The organism is Comamonas sp. GB3 AK4-5, assembly GCF_041320665.1.
Taxonomy (GTDB): domain Bacteria; phylum Pseudomonadota; class Gammaproteobacteria; order Burkholderiales; family Burkholderiaceae_C; genus Comamonas.
The window spans coordinates 4962681-4978620 of sequence record NZ_CP166730.1; the positions used below are offsets into that span (position 1 = coordinate 4962681).

Annotated in this window: 15 protein-coding genes; 3 read left to right on the forward strand and 12 right to left on the reverse strand. The window is 65.3% G+C overall.

Annotation, left to right across the window (positions count from 1 at the left end; translation table 11 throughout):
• Window positions 1-80: 80 nt before the first annotated feature.
• From holA to leuS, 3 genes are read right to left on the reverse strand one after another with little or no spacing between them, the layout of a single operon-like run.
• Window positions 81-1151, reverse strand: a complete 1071-nt coding sequence (holA, locus tag ACA027_RS21935; protein WP_370680293.1) for a DNA polymerase III subunit delta — start codon at window positions 1149-1151, stop codon at window positions 81-83.
• A gap of 13 nt (window positions 1152-1164) precedes the next feature.
• Window positions 1165-1677 carry an LPS assembly lipoprotein LptE gene (gene lptE / locus ACA027_RS21940; protein WP_370680294.1) on the reverse strand — a complete coding sequence of 171 codons (513 nt, stop codon included), beginning with the start codon at window positions 1675-1677 and terminating at the stop codon, window positions 1165-1167.
• 17 nt (window positions 1678-1694) lie between these two features.
• Entirely contained in the window at window positions 1695-4406 is a 2712-nt protein-coding gene (gene leuS / locus ACA027_RS21945) for a leucine--tRNA ligase (protein ID WP_370680295.1), read from the reverse strand.
• 214 nt (window positions 4407-4620) lie between these two features.
• Here leuS and ACA027_RS21950 point away from each other — a divergent pair, with 214 nt between their 5' ends.
• Window positions 4621-5817: a mechanosensitive ion channel family protein gene (locus ACA027_RS21950; RefSeq protein WP_370682656.1), complete on the forward strand. Its 1197-nt coding sequence runs from the start codon at window positions 4621-4623 to the stop codon at window positions 5815-5817.
• Window positions 5818-5935: 118 nt separating this feature from the next.
• Here the strand turns inward: ACA027_RS21950 and ACA027_RS21955 are convergent, their stop codons facing one another.
• The 6 genes from ACA027_RS21955 to ACA027_RS21980 form a co-directional block, all read right to left on the reverse strand.
• Window positions 5936-7618: a GDYXXLXY domain-containing protein gene (locus ACA027_RS21955; RefSeq protein ID WP_370680296.1), complete on the reverse strand. Its 1683-nt coding sequence runs from the start codon at window positions 7616-7618 to the stop codon at window positions 5936-5938.
• The gene (locus ACA027_RS21960) at window positions 7615-8616 is read right to left on the reverse strand and encodes a DUF2157 domain-containing protein (protein ID WP_370680297.1); all 1002 of its coding nucleotides are present in this window, start codon (window positions 8614-8616) and stop codon (window positions 7615-7617) included. Before ACA027_RS21960 ends, ACA027_RS21955 begins: the two co-directional genes overlap by 4 nt.
• A gap of 475 nt (window positions 8617-9091) precedes the next feature.
• Window positions 9092-9532: an ExbD/TolR family protein gene (locus tag ACA027_RS21965; RefSeq protein ID WP_370680298.1), complete on the reverse strand. Its 441-nt coding sequence runs from the start codon at window positions 9530-9532 to the stop codon at window positions 9092-9094.
• A gap of 24 nt (window positions 9533-9556) precedes the next feature.
• Window positions 9557-10222, reverse strand: coding sequence for a MotA/TolQ/ExbB proton channel family protein (locus ACA027_RS21970; RefSeq protein WP_370680299.1), 666 nt, complete (start codon window positions 10220-10222; stop codon window positions 9557-9559).
• Window positions 10223-10255: 33 nt separating this feature from the next.
• On the reverse strand, window positions 10256-11086 hold the full coding sequence (gene dapB, locus ACA027_RS21975) for a 4-hydroxy-tetrahydrodipicolinate reductase (protein ID WP_370680300.1): 831 nt from the start codon (window positions 11084-11086) through the stop codon (window positions 10256-10258).
• A 146-nt stretch (window positions 11087-11232) separates the two neighbouring features.
• Window positions 11233-11787 (reverse strand): outer membrane protein assembly factor BamE, encoded by a 555-nt coding sequence (locus ACA027_RS21980; protein ID WP_370680301.1) that lies wholly within the window; start codon window positions 11785-11787, stop codon window positions 11233-11235.
• 148 nt (window positions 11788-11935) lie between these two features.
• Here ACA027_RS21980 and fur point away from each other — a divergent pair, with 148 nt between their 5' ends.
• Window positions 11936-12361, forward strand: coding sequence for a ferric iron uptake transcriptional regulator (gene fur, locus ACA027_RS21985; RefSeq protein WP_370680302.1), 426 nt, complete (start codon window positions 11936-11938; stop codon window positions 12359-12361).
• A 121-nt stretch (window positions 12362-12482) separates the two neighbouring features.
• Here fur and hprK read toward each other — a convergent pair whose 3' ends face one another.
• The 3 genes from hprK to hpf form a co-directional block, all read right to left on the reverse strand.
• The gene (gene hprK / locus ACA027_RS21990) at window positions 12483-13436 is read right to left on the reverse strand and encodes an HPr(Ser) kinase/phosphatase (protein ID WP_370680303.1); all 954 of its coding nucleotides are present in this window, start codon (window positions 13434-13436) and stop codon (window positions 12483-12485) included.
• Between the two features lie 4 nt (window positions 13437-13440).
• On the reverse strand, window positions 13441-13908 hold the full coding sequence (locus ACA027_RS21995) for a PTS sugar transporter subunit IIA (RefSeq protein ID WP_370680304.1): 468 nt from the start codon (window positions 13906-13908) through the stop codon (window positions 13441-13443).
• A gap of 103 nt (window positions 13909-14011) precedes the next feature.
• A complete protein-coding gene (hpf, locus tag ACA027_RS22000; RefSeq protein WP_370680305.1) occupies window positions 14012-14359 on the reverse strand; it encodes a ribosome hibernation-promoting factor, HPF/YfiA family in 348 nt (115 codons plus the stop codon).
• A gap of 384 nt (window positions 14360-14743) precedes the next feature.
• Here hpf and ACA027_RS22005 point away from each other — a divergent pair, with 384 nt between their 5' ends.
• Window positions 14744-15667, forward strand: a complete 924-nt coding sequence (locus ACA027_RS22005) for a phosphoribosylaminoimidazolesuccinocarboxamide synthase (protein ID WP_370680306.1) — start codon at window positions 14744-14746, stop codon at window positions 15665-15667.
• The last annotated feature ends 273 nt before the right edge of the window (window positions 15668-15940 follow it).

Consider the following 15940-nt stretch of genomic DNA (forward strand, 5'->3'; position numbering starts at 1 on the left):
GGCAGTATTCGAATACGACCAGGGCGTGCAACAAAGCATCAAGCGCCGTATGGACGCCTTCCCACGTGGCGCAGCCTAAATTACCGCGTCATGCGCGGAGGGGGGCTTTGCAGGGTCTGCACGACATCCGTGGCCAGCTTGCGCAGCGCCTGCCAGCCGTTCTGCGGCCAACCTGCGGCCGGCAGGCCTTTGACAATGCCATCCACCACATGGGCCGAGTGCAGCAGGCGCGCAGCGCCGGCATCGGTCAGGCGGGGCAGCACGCGCTCGAACAAGCGCTCCTTCACGCCCCAGATGCGCTGGGCACGCAGTGCCATGGGCAGGGGCTGTCCTGCGGCCATGGCGTCACGCACGCGCTTCATGGAGCGTATGTCTTCGGCCAGCGTCCAGTGCACCAGCACCTCGGCCGTGCCTTCGGCCTGCAGTCCGTCCAGCATGCGCAGCACCCGGGCCAACTGGCCGGAGAGCACGGCCTCGGACAGCTTGAACACGTCGTAACGCGCCACATTCAACACTGCCTGCTCCACCTGGGCAAAGCCCAGCTCACCGGCGGGGTGGAGCAGACCCAGCTTCTGGATTTCCTGGTGGGCAGCCAGCAGATTGCCTTCCACCCGGTCGGCAAAGAACTGCAACGTGCGCTGCCCTTCCTCGCCCGGCACCACACGCTGGCCTTGCAGCGCCAAACGCTGGGCGATCCAGGTGGGCAGTGCATTGCGCTCTATGGGGTCGACCTGGATGGTGATGCCCTGGGCCTCCAGCGCGCCAAACCAGGCGCCGCTCTTGGTCTGCTTGTCCAGGCGCGGCAGGGTGAGAATGGTCAGCGTGTTTTCGTCCTGCGCAGCTTGCGCAGCGAGTTGCTGGATGGCGGCGCTGCCGTCCTTACCCGGCTTGCCGGAGGGGATGCGAATTTCCACCATCTGCTTGTCGGCAAACAGGGACAGCGAGCCACCTGCTGCCAGCACCGCACTCCAGTCGAAATGCGCACCGGCCACGGTGTAGACGCTGCGCTCCGTATGGCCGGAAGCCCGGGCTGCGGCGCGAATGGCATCGGCCGCCTCCTGCAGCTGCAGCGGCTCATCGCCATGCAGGGTGTAGAGCGGGCGCAACCCTTTTTGCAAATGGGCGCCCAGCTGGTTCAGAGCCAGTTGCATGCTGTGGTGCCGCTCACTCCGCCTTGGGCGGCTGGGCCGATGCCAGGCGGCGTATGACCTGCTGCACCAGGTCGGACTGCATGGTCTGGTAGATCATTTCCGCCTCCTGGTCCTTGGCCAGGGCCAGGGTTTCGTCATAGCTCATGTCGCGCTCCTGCTCCAGCTCGGTGGGGGGCGTCCACTCCAGGCCGTCCGGGCTGTACAGGCGAAACGTCATGCGATAGCGCAGCTGCAGATCGCGCACCTGGCCGGCAGCGTTCTTGCTGACGATGATGCGCTCGCGCCGCTCACCCAGCAACTGCCAGATCACCTGGGCATCCTCCGGCTTGGCGGGTGCCCGCAGCACACGCAGGCGGTCGCTGGCCGTGGCCAGATTGCGCTGCAGATCGCGGGCGAAGGTCGAGCTTGGCGCCGCATTCAGGTAGATGGAGGAAAACGGAAAATCCGGCACCCCGCGTATGCGGAAGCCACAGGCCGAGACCACGGGGGCCAGGGCCATCAGGGAAAGCAGCGTGCGCTTGCGCATGGGTGCTCCTCGTTGCGTCAAACGACGATGTTGACCAGGCGGCCCGGCACCACCACCACCTTCTTCGGTGTGGCGCCCAGGATGAACTTCTGTGCTTCTTCGTTGGCCAGGGCCGCGGCTTCGATCTGCGCCTTGTCGGCCTGGGCCGGCACGCGGATGGAACCGCGCAGCTTGCCGTTGACCTGCAGCATCAGCTCCAGCTCGTCCTGCACCAGGGCAGAGGCGTCCACCTGCGGCCAGGCCGCATCCAGCAGCTCACCTTGCTTGTTGGCATAGCCCAGCTCGCTCCACAGCACATGGGTCAGGTGGGGCGTGGCGGGGTAGAGCACGCGCAGCAAGATACCAAAGCCTTCGATGGCGGCGATCTGGCCGTCGGCCGTGTCGGTAGCCTTGAAGGCCTCCAGCGCGTTGATCATCTTCATCGCGCCCGAGACCACGGTGTTGTACTGCATGCGCTGGTAGTCGTATTCCACCTGCTTGAGCACGGTGTGGATCTCCAGGCGCAGCGCCTTGGCCTCCTTGCCGAACTGCACCTGCGAGAAATCAGTCAGGCCGTTGGTGGCGGCGCTGGCGGCTTCATAGTCCAGCGTCAGCAGCTTGCTGCCGAAGTTGTAGACGCGGCGCAGGAAGCGGTAGCTGCCTTCCACGGCGGCGTCGTTCCACTCCAGCGTCAGCTCGGGCGGCGAGGTGAACATGGTGTACAGGCGGGCCGTGTCGGCGCCGTACTTGCCGATCAGCTCCTGCGGATCGACGCCGTTGTTCTTGGACTTGGACATGGTGCCCACGCCCTCGTAGTCAATGGCGGTGCCCACGGGCAGCATGCCGTCGGCGCTGTCCACTTCGACCTTGAGCTTGGCGCCGATGATCTTGCCCGTCTCGTCAAACACATGCTCCACATCCTTGGGCCAGAAATATTCCTTGGCGCCCTTGGCCGTGCGACGGCTGTAGATGTGGTTGAGCACCATGCCCTGGGTCAGCAGCTTGGAGAAGGGTTCATCGACCTTGACCAGGCCCAGGTCACGCATGACCTTGGTCCAGAAGCGCGCATACAGCAGATGAAGAATCGCGTGCTCGATGCCGCCGATGTACTGGTCCATGGGCATCCAGTAATTGGCTGCGTCCTGGCCCACCATTTGCTCGCTGTTCTTGGCGTCGCAATAGCGCATGAAATACCAGGACGAGTCCACAAAGGTGTCCATGGTGTCGGTCTCGCGGCGTGCGGCCTTGCCGCAGCAGGGGCAGACCACGCCGGCGTGGAATTCCTCGCTCTTGACCAGGGGGTTGCCCGAACCGTCCGGCACCAGGCCTTCGGGCAGCACCACGGGCAGGTCTTTTTCCGGCACGGGCTGGGGGCCGCAGTCCTCGCAATGGATGATGGGGATGGGCGTGCCCCAGTAGCGCTGGCGGCTCACACCCCAGTCGCGCAGACGCCAGGTGGTCTTCAGCTCGCCCAGGCCCTTGCCTGCCAGCAGCTTGGCCACGGCCTGCACCGCGTCCTGGTGGCCCAGGCCGTCGAACTCGCCGGAGGCCATCAGCACACCGCGTTCCTTGTCGCCGTACCAGTCGTGCCACTGCTTGCAGTCGTAGTCGCCCTGGCCTTCCACGGCCACGACCTGCTTGATGGGCAGACCGTACTTGTTGGCAAAGGCAAAGTCGCGCTCGTCATGGGCGGGCACGCCCATCACGGCACCGTCGCCATAGCTCATCAGCACATAGTTGCCGACCCAGACCTCGACCTGTGCACCGGTGATGGGGTGGGTGACGAACAGGCCCGTGGGCATGCCCTCTTTTTCCTTCAGCGCCAGCTCGGCCTCGGTGGTGCCGCCTTTTTTGCATTCTTCAATAAAGGCAGCCAGCGCGGGCTGCGTGGCCGCCGCATGCGTGGCCAGCGGGTGCTCGGGGGCCACGGCGCAGAAGGTGACGCCCATGACGGTGTCGGCACGCGTGGTGAAGACAAACATCTTGCCGTCCTGGATCAGCTGGCCATCTGCACCCTGGATGTCATGGGTGAAGGCAAAGCGCACACCGGCGCTCTTGCCTATCCAGTTCTCCTGCATCAGACGCACCTTGTCGGGCCAGCCGTTCAAGGTTGCTTGCTCACCGCCGACCTGCACATGGTCCAGCAGCTCCTGGGCATAGTGGGTGATGGCCAGGTAGTAGCCGGGGATTTCACGCTTTTCCACGGGAGCGCCGGTGCGCCAGCCACGGCCATCGATCACCTGCTCGTTGGCCAGCACGGTCTGGTCCACCGGGTCCCAGTTCACGACCTGGGTTTTGCGGTAGGCAATGCCTTTTTCCAGCATCTTCAGGAACAGCCACTGGTTCCACTTGTAGTAGTCGGGGTCGCAGGTGGCGAACTCGCGGCTCCAGTCGATGGCCAGGCCCATGGCCTGCATCTGGCCCTTCATGTAGGCGATGTTGTCGTAGGTCCACTGGGCCGGCGGCACCTTGTTCTTCAGCGCCGCGTTCTCGGCCGGCAGGCCGAAGGCATCCCATCCCATGGGCATCAAGACGTTAAAGCCCTTCATGCGCAGCTGGCGCGTGAGCATGTCGTTGATGGTGTAGTTGCGCACATGGCCCATGTGCAGCTTGCCGCTGGGGTAGGGCAGCATGGAGCAGGCGTAGAACTTGGGCTTCGCCTGATCTTCGGTGACGCAGTAAGCGTCCTGGGCATTCCAGTGGCTTTGCGCGGCGCGCTCGACCTCGATGTGGTTGTATTTGTCTTGCATGGAACTTGGGGTGGATGCTGCAGTCACACTACTGCCTTCGCCTGGATTTTAGGCTGCGGGCGGTCCCCCCTTGCTGCACTGGGCGACATGTCCATTCACCCGTCCGCTCTCCGGCCTCTTCCCTCGCCTTTTTCGGGCCCGGGCAAAGCCCTCCTCATTTTTCAATCTTTCATGGCCCGGCAGCCTTGCCTGGGCCCAGGTGGTGTTTGTGAATTTGACTGCGTTTTCCTTCTATACCGAGCTTCAACCCTGGGCCCAGGCGGCCCTGGGCCTGGCCCTGCTGGCCCTGCTGGCCCTGGCCCTGCGCCTGGCCTTGCAACAGGTGTTGTTCCATTTTGTGCGCGCATGGCGCAATGCCCTGCCTGCCATGGGCTGGGCCCAGATCATCTGGCATGACCATGTGCTGCTGCGCATTGCCAAGATCGCGCCCTCGCTGGTGGTGCAGCTGGGCATACGCTGGGTGGAGCATCTGCCGCCCCAGGCCACCCAGACGATTGGCAATATCGCGGCGGCCTTCACCATCTACCACGTGGTGCGCGTCGTGGCCGAGCTGCTCAACGAGATCAATGCCGCCCATGACCGCCATGACGGCCCCAAGGCCACGCGCACCCATTCCATCAAAAGCTATGTGCAGCTGGGCAAGCTGGTGGCCTATATCGTGGGCGTGCTGCTGGTGGTGGCCACCATCATGGATCGCTCCCCCCTGCTGCTGCTGTCCGGCCTGGGTGCGGCCTCGGCGATCTTGATGCTGGTGTTCAAGGACACCATCATGTCGTTTGTGGCCGGCGTGCTGCTGAGCAGCAACGACATGCTGCGCGTGGGTGACTGGATTGAAATGCCCCAGGTGGGGGCCGATGGCTTTGTGGTGGACATTGCCCTGCACACCGTGAAGGTGCAGAACTGGGACAAGACCATGACCACCATCCCGACCTGGCGGCTGATGAGCGACAGCTACAAGAACTGGCGCGGCATGTTCGAGTCTGGCGGCCGCCGCATACGCCGTGCCTTGCCCATCGATGCCCACAGCATCCATGTGCTGACGGACACCGAGCGCCAGCGCCTGGCTGCCCTGCCCCTGCTGCAGGCCTATTGGGACAGCCCGCTCTTTGGCGCCGACCCCAGCCAGTCCAGCAACTTGGCGGCCTTCAAGGCCTATGTCCAGGCCTATCTGGTGGCCCACCCCGGCATCCACAAGGCGCCCAATATGTTCATGCTGGTGCGCACCATGGAGCCCACGCCCATGGGCGTTCCGCTGGAGCTGTTTTGCTATACGGCCACCACGGTCTGGGTGGAGTACGAGGCCATTCAGGGCCAGATTTTTGACCACCTGATGAGCATGCTGCCGCTGTTCGGCCTGTGCCTGTACCAGCGTTCCTCGGACTACAACCAACACTACTCTAGCCCCCCCTGAGCCGCTTCGCGTCTTCCCCCTCTCTGGCACTACGCGCCGGAGGGGGACGGCACCAGCGCGGCGGGGCGGCCCTTGCGCGGTGCCCTGACGAGGGGAGCGCCAGTTTTGTGGCTCCTTTTTATTTAGCCGTCTCCACCGCAATCGGCTGTCCCTGGTCATCGGCCAGGCCCACCAGCAGGGCGCGCCCATCGGGCAGCACGCGGAAGTCACCAAAGCGCGCTTTCTCAAAGCGCTCGCCCTGGCCTTCGGGGAAGAAGTAGGCGTCGGACACCAGCACCCACTGGCCCTTGAGGCGTTTCAGCGGCAGCAGGATTTCACCTGCGCCGGCCAGCTCCCCGGGCTGTGCCAGGCGCAGCACCTGGGCCTGGCCTTGTGCGTCTAGGCTGGCCACCACCGGGGCGGTGGCGGCAAACTGCTGATCTAGGGCCTGCGTCACCTCGTAGGGCAGGTCAAAACGCAGGCTCATATAGTCGCCCTGCATGATGGAGCGCGGGTCCACCGGCACCAGGGGCACCAGAATCGGCTGGCCCTTGGCAATCACCGCCTCCTTGCGCGCCACATCCCAATTCACCAGGCCAAACACCAGGGCCGCGCCCAGCAGCACGCCGATGACGGCATGGCGCTGGCGCAGCGGCCCGCCCTGCACCGCTTCTGCGGCCTTGCCGGGCACGGCAGCGGTATCGACCGCACGGTGCCGCAGCGCGACCCGCACCAGGCCTATGCCCAGCAGCAGGCCCGCGCCCAGCAAGGCCAGGACCAGGCCCTTATAGGCCAGGGGCCAGCCTATCCAGTAGTAAAACTGCCCCAGCAGCCACAGCGCGCCCACGGCACACAGGGCCAGCATGCGCCAGCGCGCACCGGCCACGGCAGCGGCCGCAATCACGGCCAGCACGGCCACCGAGGCACTGAACCAAGCGCACACCGCCAGGCCCAGGCCGGCAATCACCAACAGCGCCGCCAGCTCCGGCGTCAGCCGACCGACCTGGTGCCAGTGCCATAACAAGCCGGCCAGGGCCAGCAGGGTCAACACCACCGATGCCAGCGACCACAGCCACCAGTCGCCCAGCAGCTCGGGCATGCCTCTGAGCATCTCCCAGGCGAGGGAATGCCCCCCGCCGCCCAGCAGCACGGCCACCAGCCCCACGGCAACGGCATCAACAAACACCGCCCAGCCCAGGGCCTGCGCCCGTGCAGCCCAGCGCGGCTCGCACAGCACCCAGGCGGCCCAGGCCAGGGCCAGCAGCACCGCAGCGGGGTGCAGCGGCGCCAGCAACAGGCGCTCGCCCATGAGCGCCACCAGGGCGGTATACAGCGCCACACCACAGACCGCGCCCAGAATTTGCCGCATCCACAGCGCGGCCGTCATGGAAGCCGCCAGCACCTGTACCCCGGCCACGACCGCCCCTGCCAGGGCCAGCTCCAGCAGCGCATGCCGCGACCAGCCCACCCAGCCCACGAGGAAAATGCCCAGGCCCGCCCCCAGCAGCACCAGGGCCAGGCAGAGCGAAAAAATCTCGGATGCGCTTTTGATCAGGACCAGCGCTCCCACCATCAGCACCATGCCCAGCACCACGGCGCTACTGCCGTTTTCCAGCAAACGCCACAGATCAAAACCCAGGAACAGCAGGCCGATCAGCAAGGCCGAGCACACCGCAGCACCCACCATGGCCAGGGCGATCACAAACAACGAGGGCTGTTCTGCATCCGGCGGTACATAGGTCGCATCGCCGGCCTCGTCGCTGACCAGGCCCTGGGCCCGTGCCGCCGCCCACCAGGAGGGCGTGTGAGAGAAGAATTTCATGCACCCACCTCTGCTTCAGTCTTCACAGCAGCCTGCGCCTGCACCTGCATGCGCCGCTGCACCGCCATCAGGCCCGTCACCGAACCCCACAATCCGCCCAGCCCCAGCAACAGACACAGCAGGATCAGGCCCATGATGTCCTGCGGCTCGGCCAGGTGCAGCACGGCCGCCATGGCCAGCGCATTGGCCGCCAGGGTGGCCATGCACAGGCTGGGAAAGTCCTGCAAGCGGCCCTTGAAGGACACAAAGGCAATGCCCGCCGTGAGCGCACAGGCCATGGCGAACACCTGGCCCTGGCCCCCATCCAACCAATGCCGCACGCCATAGGTGCACCAGACCAGCAGGCTCAGCCCCAGGCCCAGACGGTGCGAGATACGGCCCAGGCCTTGCGGACTGCGCAGCCAGGGCAGGCAGGAGACCAGCCAGGGCACCAGGGCCAGGCCCAACCACAGCAGCATCTGCGGCAGCACCACGGCCAGAGGCTCGGGGCGGGAGAACCACCAGTCCAGGCCATCGATGCGCCCCTGCCAGCTGGCCAGACCCAGCGCGCCCACGGCCATCCACAGGGTCCACAGCAGATCGCTGCGTGCCAGCAAGGTCCAGATCAGGGACAGCGCGGCCCAGACGGCAAACAGCTGCCAGGCATCGGCGCCGGTCTGGTAGGTCTGGCCCACAAAAGCCAGCAGGCCGCCCAGCACCAAATGGGCGCACAGCAGCGCCGCCAGGCGCGCACGCGGCCACAGGCAGGCGGCCACAATGCTCAGGGCCAGGGCCGCTTCAATCAGCCCCAGCTTGAACATGCGCGTCTGCGCCTGCCAATTGGCAGCAATCCAGAAGATCAGCCCCGAAGCCAGCAGCAAGCCCGCCACCAGCAGCAAGCCCCAACGCAATGCGCGCGCCACCGCCGGCGGCTCGCCGGCCGAAGTGGCCAGCCCATAAAGCTGCGCCCTGCGCGGTGCAGAAAGCCCCGCAAGCGCCTTGTACAAACTTGGATCCATGAAAAATGCGCTCCGTGTTCAGGCCAACCCCTTGGCGGGGCGCCATACCGGTGCACTGTAACCAAGTACATGGCGCTCACGCGGGGTGCCAGGCAAGCCTGGCCTGTCAGACGAATGCGTGAAAGCCAAATCTGCGCCATGCTGGCAACCCCTCACCCCCACCCTCTCCCCGAAGGGGCGAGGGAGTAAGTCCAGGGAGCAAGGTACGAAACCGGTGCAGCCCAAGACCAGGGCTGTCCACAAAGAGCTGGCGCCACCAGCCAAGGACATCGCGCAAGGGCCGCGCCGCTGCGCTGGTGTCGTCCCCCTCCGGCGCAGCCAGAGAGGGGGAAGGCGCGCAGTGCGTAAAACTGGCGCGGTGCGGGCAGTACCCCAAAGTCAGGGCTGCCACGCAAGGGCCGCCCCGCCGCGCTGGCAGCGTCCCCCTGCCCGTGAGCGCAGCGAGCGAGAGCGGGGGGAAGGCGCCGTAGGCGACTCAGGGGGGTGTTGCCGGTTTCTCCGCCACAAACCCAATCCGGCTCAGCCCGCTGGCATGGGCCCAGCCCATGACCTCCACCACCCGGCCATAGGGCACGGCGCGGTCGGCGCGCAATTGCAGCTCGGCCTGGGGGTCTTTGGCGGCGAGATCGGCCAGCCGCTGGCGCACCGCCGCCTCATCCACGGCCTGGGTTCCCAGGTGCAGCGCGCCTTGCGCATCCACCACCAGGGTCAGCGAGGGATGCTGGGCCGGCGCCGCCTGCGCGCCTTCGGCCTGGGGCAGCTGCACGCGCAAACTGGCCGCCAGAATGGGCGCGGCCAGGATGAAGATCACCACCAGCACCAGCATCACATCCACCAGCGGCGTGACGTTGATGGATGCCACCGGCTGTGTGGCCGGGCTGGCATTGCGCGTGGCGTTGAATTGACCGAATGCCATGGCTGCTCAACGATGCCGTAGCGCTCAGTCCTGCAGCGGCTGCGCCGCTGCAAAATGCGCATGCAAATCGTGGGTAAAGCCGTCGAGCTGGGCTTCCAGCACCGCAATGCTGCGGCCCAGCAGGTTGTAGGCCAGCACGGCGGGAATGGCTACGGCCAGGCCGGCAGCGGTCATCACCAGGGCCTCGCCCACGGGGCCGGCCAGTTGGTCCAGCGACACCTGCTGCACACCGGTCAGTGCCGACAGCGCATGGTGAATGCCCCAGACCGTGCCCAGCAGGCCCACAAAAGGCGCCAGCGCGCCGATGGAGGCCAGCAAGGTCTGTCCCCATTGCAGCCGCGCTGCCACCAGTTGCAGCGCGCCGCGCAGATGGCGCACCAGGCGGTCGCCATGGGCGCTTTGGCCGGCCAGGGTGGCAGAGGCCACGGCTTCGGCCTGGGCGATGTGCACGGCCTGCACCAAGGGCTGCAGCCAAGGCGTCTGGCGCCCCAGCTGCTGCTGGGCCGTGTCCAGATCACGCGCCTGCCAGAAGGCGGCCATGGCGGGCTGCGCCTGGCGACGGCGGCGCAGCAGCACCAGCCACTGCGCCAAGATCACCACCCAGCTGACCACCGACATGGCCAGCAGCAGCAGCGCCGTGGCGCGCGTGACCGCATCGCCCTGCGCCAGCCATTGCCATCGTGCATCCATGGGCTGCTCCGGTGCCTGGTGATGGGCTGCGCCTCAGCGCAGACCCAGCACGTCGTTCATGTCGAAAAGGCCGCTGGGGCGGGCCGCCAGATAGCGGGCCGCACGCAGGCTGCCCTGGGCGTAGCCCGCACGGCTGCTGGACTTGTGCGAGATTTCCACGCGCTCGCCAGTGCCGGCAAACAGCACGGTGTGGTCGCCCACGATGTCGCCGCCGCGCACGGTGGCAAAACCGATGGTGTTTTCCTGGCGCTCGCCGGTGTGGCCAAAGCGTTCGTATACGGCGCGGTCGGCCAGCTTGGTGCCCTGGGCCTCGGCAATCACCTCGCCCATCTTCAGCGCCGTGCCCGAGGGGGCATCCACCTTGTGCTTGTGGTGGGCCTCGATGATTTCGATGTCATAACCGCCCTCTTGCAGGGCCTTGGCCGCCATCTCCAGCAGCTTGAAGGTCACGTTCACGCCCACGCTCATATTGGGCGACAGCATGACGGCCGTCTTTTGGGCGAATGCAGCGACCTGGGCCTTTTCGGCCTCGCTGAAGCCGGTGGTGCCGATCACCACCTTCACACCCAGCTCGGCCGCCACGGCCAGGTGGGCCAGCGTGCCTTCGGGGCGGGTGAAGTCGATCAGCACATCGGCCTTGGCCAGGGCCGCGCGCACATCGCTTTCGATCAGCACGCCCGTGGTCTTGCCCAAGAAGGCGGCAGCTTCCTGGCCCAGGCTGGGGCTGGCAGAGTGGTCCAGTGCAGCGGCCAGTTGGCAATCGCCGCTGGCGAGCACGGCCTCGATCAACATATGGCCCATGCGGCCGGAAGCGCCGGCGATGGCCACGCGCAGCAAGGGAGCAGAAGAGGAGGAAGCGGTCATGGTGAACGTGCGAAATCAGGTCCAGGCGCTGTACGGCCCAGGTTCATACGACAAAAAGGCCGCCAGCGCGCATGGCGGTTCGGCGGCCCTTCTCAAAAAGATAGCGCGGCAGGTGCAGCAAGGCAAGCACGGCCACGGCGGCAGCATCAGCGTGCCGGGGCATCCAGCGGCGGATAGGACTGTGCGACGGGCGCCACCGGCACTTCAGGTGCAGGCTCGGCCTCGGCCGACTTTTTGACCGGGTAGCGCGCCAGCTGGGCCTCGGTGGCTTCGAGCGGAGGCACCTTGATCTTGTCCATCTTTTTGCCCAGCGAGGCCACGAAGTCGGCTTCGGACGGCATTTCGTCGCCCTCGGCGCGGTCAAACTGCTCGCCAGTGAAGAACACGGCCAGCTTGCGCGTCTGGGGCTCCAGGCCGGCACGCTTGAGGGTAAACACATAGTCCCAGCGGTCGGTGTGGAACACGCTGGTCACCAGGGGCGTACCCAGGACTTCCCGCACCTGTTGACGGCTCATGCCAGGCTGCAAGGCGGCGACCTGTTCTTGGGAGACGAAGTTGCCCTGCACCACGTCCACCTTGTACGGCGTGATGGAATTGGCAAGACTGCGTGTGGCGCTGTTGAAGCTGCCGCAGGCGGTAAGCAGACCGCCCAGCGACAGGGTCACGAGCACAGAAACACAACGGCGGGCTTTGACATGCATGGGTAATGGCTACGGGATATGATCCAGTCCATTGTAGCGGCAGCACTCCGGACCCCATCGGGCATGGGACCCGCCGCTGCAAGGGCCATTCCTGCCGCCGCTGGCATATCGTCGACCGCGACGAGCCAGGCCAACCAGAGACCCTGACATGAAAAATATCGAAGAGCTCAAGAGCACGGGACTGAAAGCCACGCTCCCTCGTCTGAAAATTTTGGAGATTTTCCAGACGGGCAAACAGCGCCACATGACGGCCGAAGACGTGTTCCGCGTGCTGCTGGACGAGCGCTCGGACATCGGCCTGGCCACGGTCTACCGCGTGCTGACCCAGTTTGAGCAGGCCGGCATCTTGCTGCGCAGCAATTTCGAGAGCGGCAAGGCCGTCTACGAGCTCAACGAGGGCCAGCACCACGACCACTTCGTCTGCACCAGCTGTGGCAAGGTGGAAGAGTTCTATGACCCCGAGATCGAAAAGCGCCAGCAGCTGATTGCCAACGAAATGGGCTGGACCATCCAGGACCACTCCATGTCGTTGTACGGCCAATGCGCCGAGTGCGCGGCACGCGCCACCAAATAAGCCGCTCGGCTCAACAGCCAAGAGGGCAAGGCATGCAAATGTCTTGCCCTTTTTGCATGGGGCGCAGGGTGCTGTGCTGCTTGGGTTGGTGCCCGGCCAAGGCGCAGGGCCGGGCTGCAGCCTATTCGATGCCTTGCTCCATGGCTCGGCGATGGCGGTCCACAAACTCCTGGTAGGTGTCTATGCCCCGCAGCTGCAAGATGGTGTTGCGCACGGCGGCTTCCACCAGCACGGCGATGTTGCGGCCTGCCACCACCTGGATGATCACTTTGAGCACCGGCACACCCAGCACGTCCTGGGTCAAGGGCTCCTGGGGCAGGCGCTCGTAGTCACGCTCCATGGTTTCCTTGCGCACCAGATGCACGATGAGCTTGAGCCGCATCTTGCGGCGCACCGCCGTTTCGCCAAAGATGGCACGGATGTCCAGCAGGCCTATGCCGCGCACTTCCAGCAGGTTTTGCAGCAGGTCGGGGCATTTGCCTTCGATGGTGGTCTGGTTGATGCGAAACAGGTCCACCGCATCGTCGGCCACCAGACCGTTGCCACGGGTGATCAGCTCCAGCCCCAGCTCGCTCTTGCCCAGGCCGGATTCGCCGGTGATGAGCACGCCCATGCCCAAAATGTCCATGAACACGCCGTGCATGGTGATGCGGTCGGCAAAGTGCTTGGACAGATAGGCACGCAGCACGTCGATGACGAAGGCAGCCGCCTCGTGCGTGGCGAACATGGGGATTTGCGCGCGTTCGCACATGGACAGCAGCGCGGCCGGCGCCTGCTGCCCGTCGGCCAGCACCAGCACCGGCGGCTCCAGCGTGACGATGCGCGCCACGCGGCGGGCGCAGTCTTCCGGCGTGGCGTTGGTGAGGTAGGCGACTTCGCGCTCACCGATCACCTGCACGCGGTAGGGATGGATGTAATTGAGATAGCCCACCAGGTCCGCCCCGGAGCGGGCAGAGCGCACGGCCATTTCATCGAAACGGCGCTCCGAGGCACCCAGACCGGCCAACCATTCCCAGCGAAGGCTTTCGCGGAAAGCCTCGAACATCCGGTCGGCGTTAACGGCGGTGGGTTTCACTGTGTCAGACGGCGGTGGCGGATTTCCAGCCGGCAATCAAACCATGCAGCTCCACGGCATCGGCACAGTGCACCAGATGCTCGCGCAGTGCGGAATCGCTCAGCAGCTCGGCAATCTCGGACAGGATTTCCAGGTGCTGCTGGGTGGCGGCCTCGGGCACGAGCAAAAAGATCAGCAGGCTGACGGGTTGCTCGTCGGGGGCGTCAAAGCCAATGGGGCGCGCCATCTGGAACACGGCGGCCATGGGGGACTTGAGGCCCTTGATGCGACCATGCGGAATGGCCACGCCATGGCCCAGGCCGGTAGAGCCCAGACGCTCCCGTGCGAACAGGCTGTCTGTGATGAGCGCGCGGGACAGACCGTGCAGGCTTTCAAACAAAAGCCCGGCTTCTTCGAAAGCGCGCTTCTTACTGGTGGCGTCCACGCTCACAAGGACTTGTGTGGACGGCAGGATGGAGGCAAGACGGTTCATGTGTGGGGAATTATGCACCGCACGGCTTACAGGCGACAGATAGCCCGGACCGCACAAAAAAGAGCCGCGCTCGGCGGCTCCCTGTAGTATGCATTGTGCGGTGTCAAGCTGCTGCAAGCCCTGGCATATTGCGTTTGCTTGCATCTCCCCGGCGTTCTTGCAGACGGGTTTTGTGTTTGACGACCTTGCGATCCAGCTTGTCGACCAGGGTGTCCACGGCCGCATACAGATCGAAATGCGAGCTGCCCGCATACAGGTCCGTGCCTTTGACGCGCACATTGCATTCAGCGCGTTGGCGTTTGTCCTTCTCGCTTTCGTTGTGTACCGAAAGCAGTACCTTGACATCAATCACCTGGTCGAAATGGCGCAGCACACGACCGAGCTTTTCCATGACGTAATTGCGCAGTGCGGGGGTCACATCCAGATGGTGCCCGCTGATGGTCAAGTTCATAAACCAGCCTCCTGTGGTCTCTAGGTCCAGAGTGCATCCGTGGCGGCCTGGGGCCGCTGGATGCGGTGGGCGTTGAATGCGCATTCGTCTCGCTTGGAGCCCACTGTGCGCGAACTGCGCCGCGAAATCAACGGCATTCCGACATGTCCGGCGGGGATATGGGCGGGGGTCCGAATTCAGCGCACAATGCATAAGTTTGCTGACAATGACACCGGACAAAAACACCGCTTTTTGTAGGCGCCCGCCTCGCGGGGCCAGCGCTTACCAGTCCAGACCACCTCCAGCCTGCGTGCCCTTGCGCTGCCACGTAGAATTCCGCCCTGGCGCGGGCCTGCCGCAGGACGGCGACACGCGCACCCGCCGCCCCATTTCCCTGTGAGCCCCATGACCACCCAGCCCAGCACCTCCTCCCTGCACACTTCCACGATCACTTCCCTGCCGCTGCTGGCGCGCGGCAAGGTGCGCGACAACTACGCCGTGGGCGATGACCGCATTCTGATGGTGGCCTCCGACCGCCTCTCCGCCTTCGACGTGATCATGGGCGAGCCCATTCCCGGCAAGGGCGAGCTGCTGACGCAGATGGCGCTGTTCTGGTTCGACAAGCTGGGCCATATCTGCCCCAACCACCTGACCGGCGCCGCGCCCGAATCCGTGGTCACCCCCGCAGAAGTGCCCCAGGTCAGCGGCCGCTCCATGCTGGTCAAGCGCCTCAAGCCCGTGCTGATCGAAGCCGTGGTGCGCGGCTACCTGGCCGGCAGCGGCTGGCAGGAATACCAGGCCTCGCAATCGGTCTGCGGCGTGAAGCTGCCCGCCGGCCTGACCAATGCCGCCAAGCTGCCCGAGCCCATCTACACCCCGGCCGCCAAGGCCGAAATGGGCGACCACGACGAAAACATCACCTACGAGCGCACCGTGGAAATGGTGGGCGAGAAGCTGGCGGCCCAGATCCGCGACACCGCCATCCGCATCTACAAGGAAGCGGCCGAGATCGCGCTGACCAAGGGCATGATCATTGCTGACACCAAGTTCGAATTCGGCCTGACCGAAGACGGCACCCTGGTGCTGATGGACGAGGTGCTGACCCCCGACAGCTCGCGCTACTGGCCCGTGGAAGGCTATGACGCTGCCCTCCAGGCCGGCGCCAACCCTCCCAGCTACGACAAGCAATTTGTGCGCGACTGGCTGGAGCAAGCCCAGGTCAACGGCAAGCCCTGGGACAAGACCGCCCCCGCGCCCCGCCTGCCCCAGGAAGTGATCACCAAGACCGCGGCCAAGTACCGCGAAGCACTGCAGCGCCTGACGGCCTGATAACCCCCTCTTGCATCGCCCTCCCTCGGGGGCGACTGCAAACAAACATAGCGCCCTTCGCCCATCGGCCCTGCATTTCGCGCAGTTTTTGCGCGCAAATCCAGTGCTGGTGGGCGAAGGGCGCTTTGTTTTGGGGAGCACCTGCCCGCCAGTGCGGCCATAGGGCAGGCACTGGCCGGGAAGCAACGCGTCAACTGCGAGCATTTGCAATGATTCGAAAACATGTGCAACAGCGCCCGCCATGCCCCTTTTCAGCAAGCCCCCACACGGCCC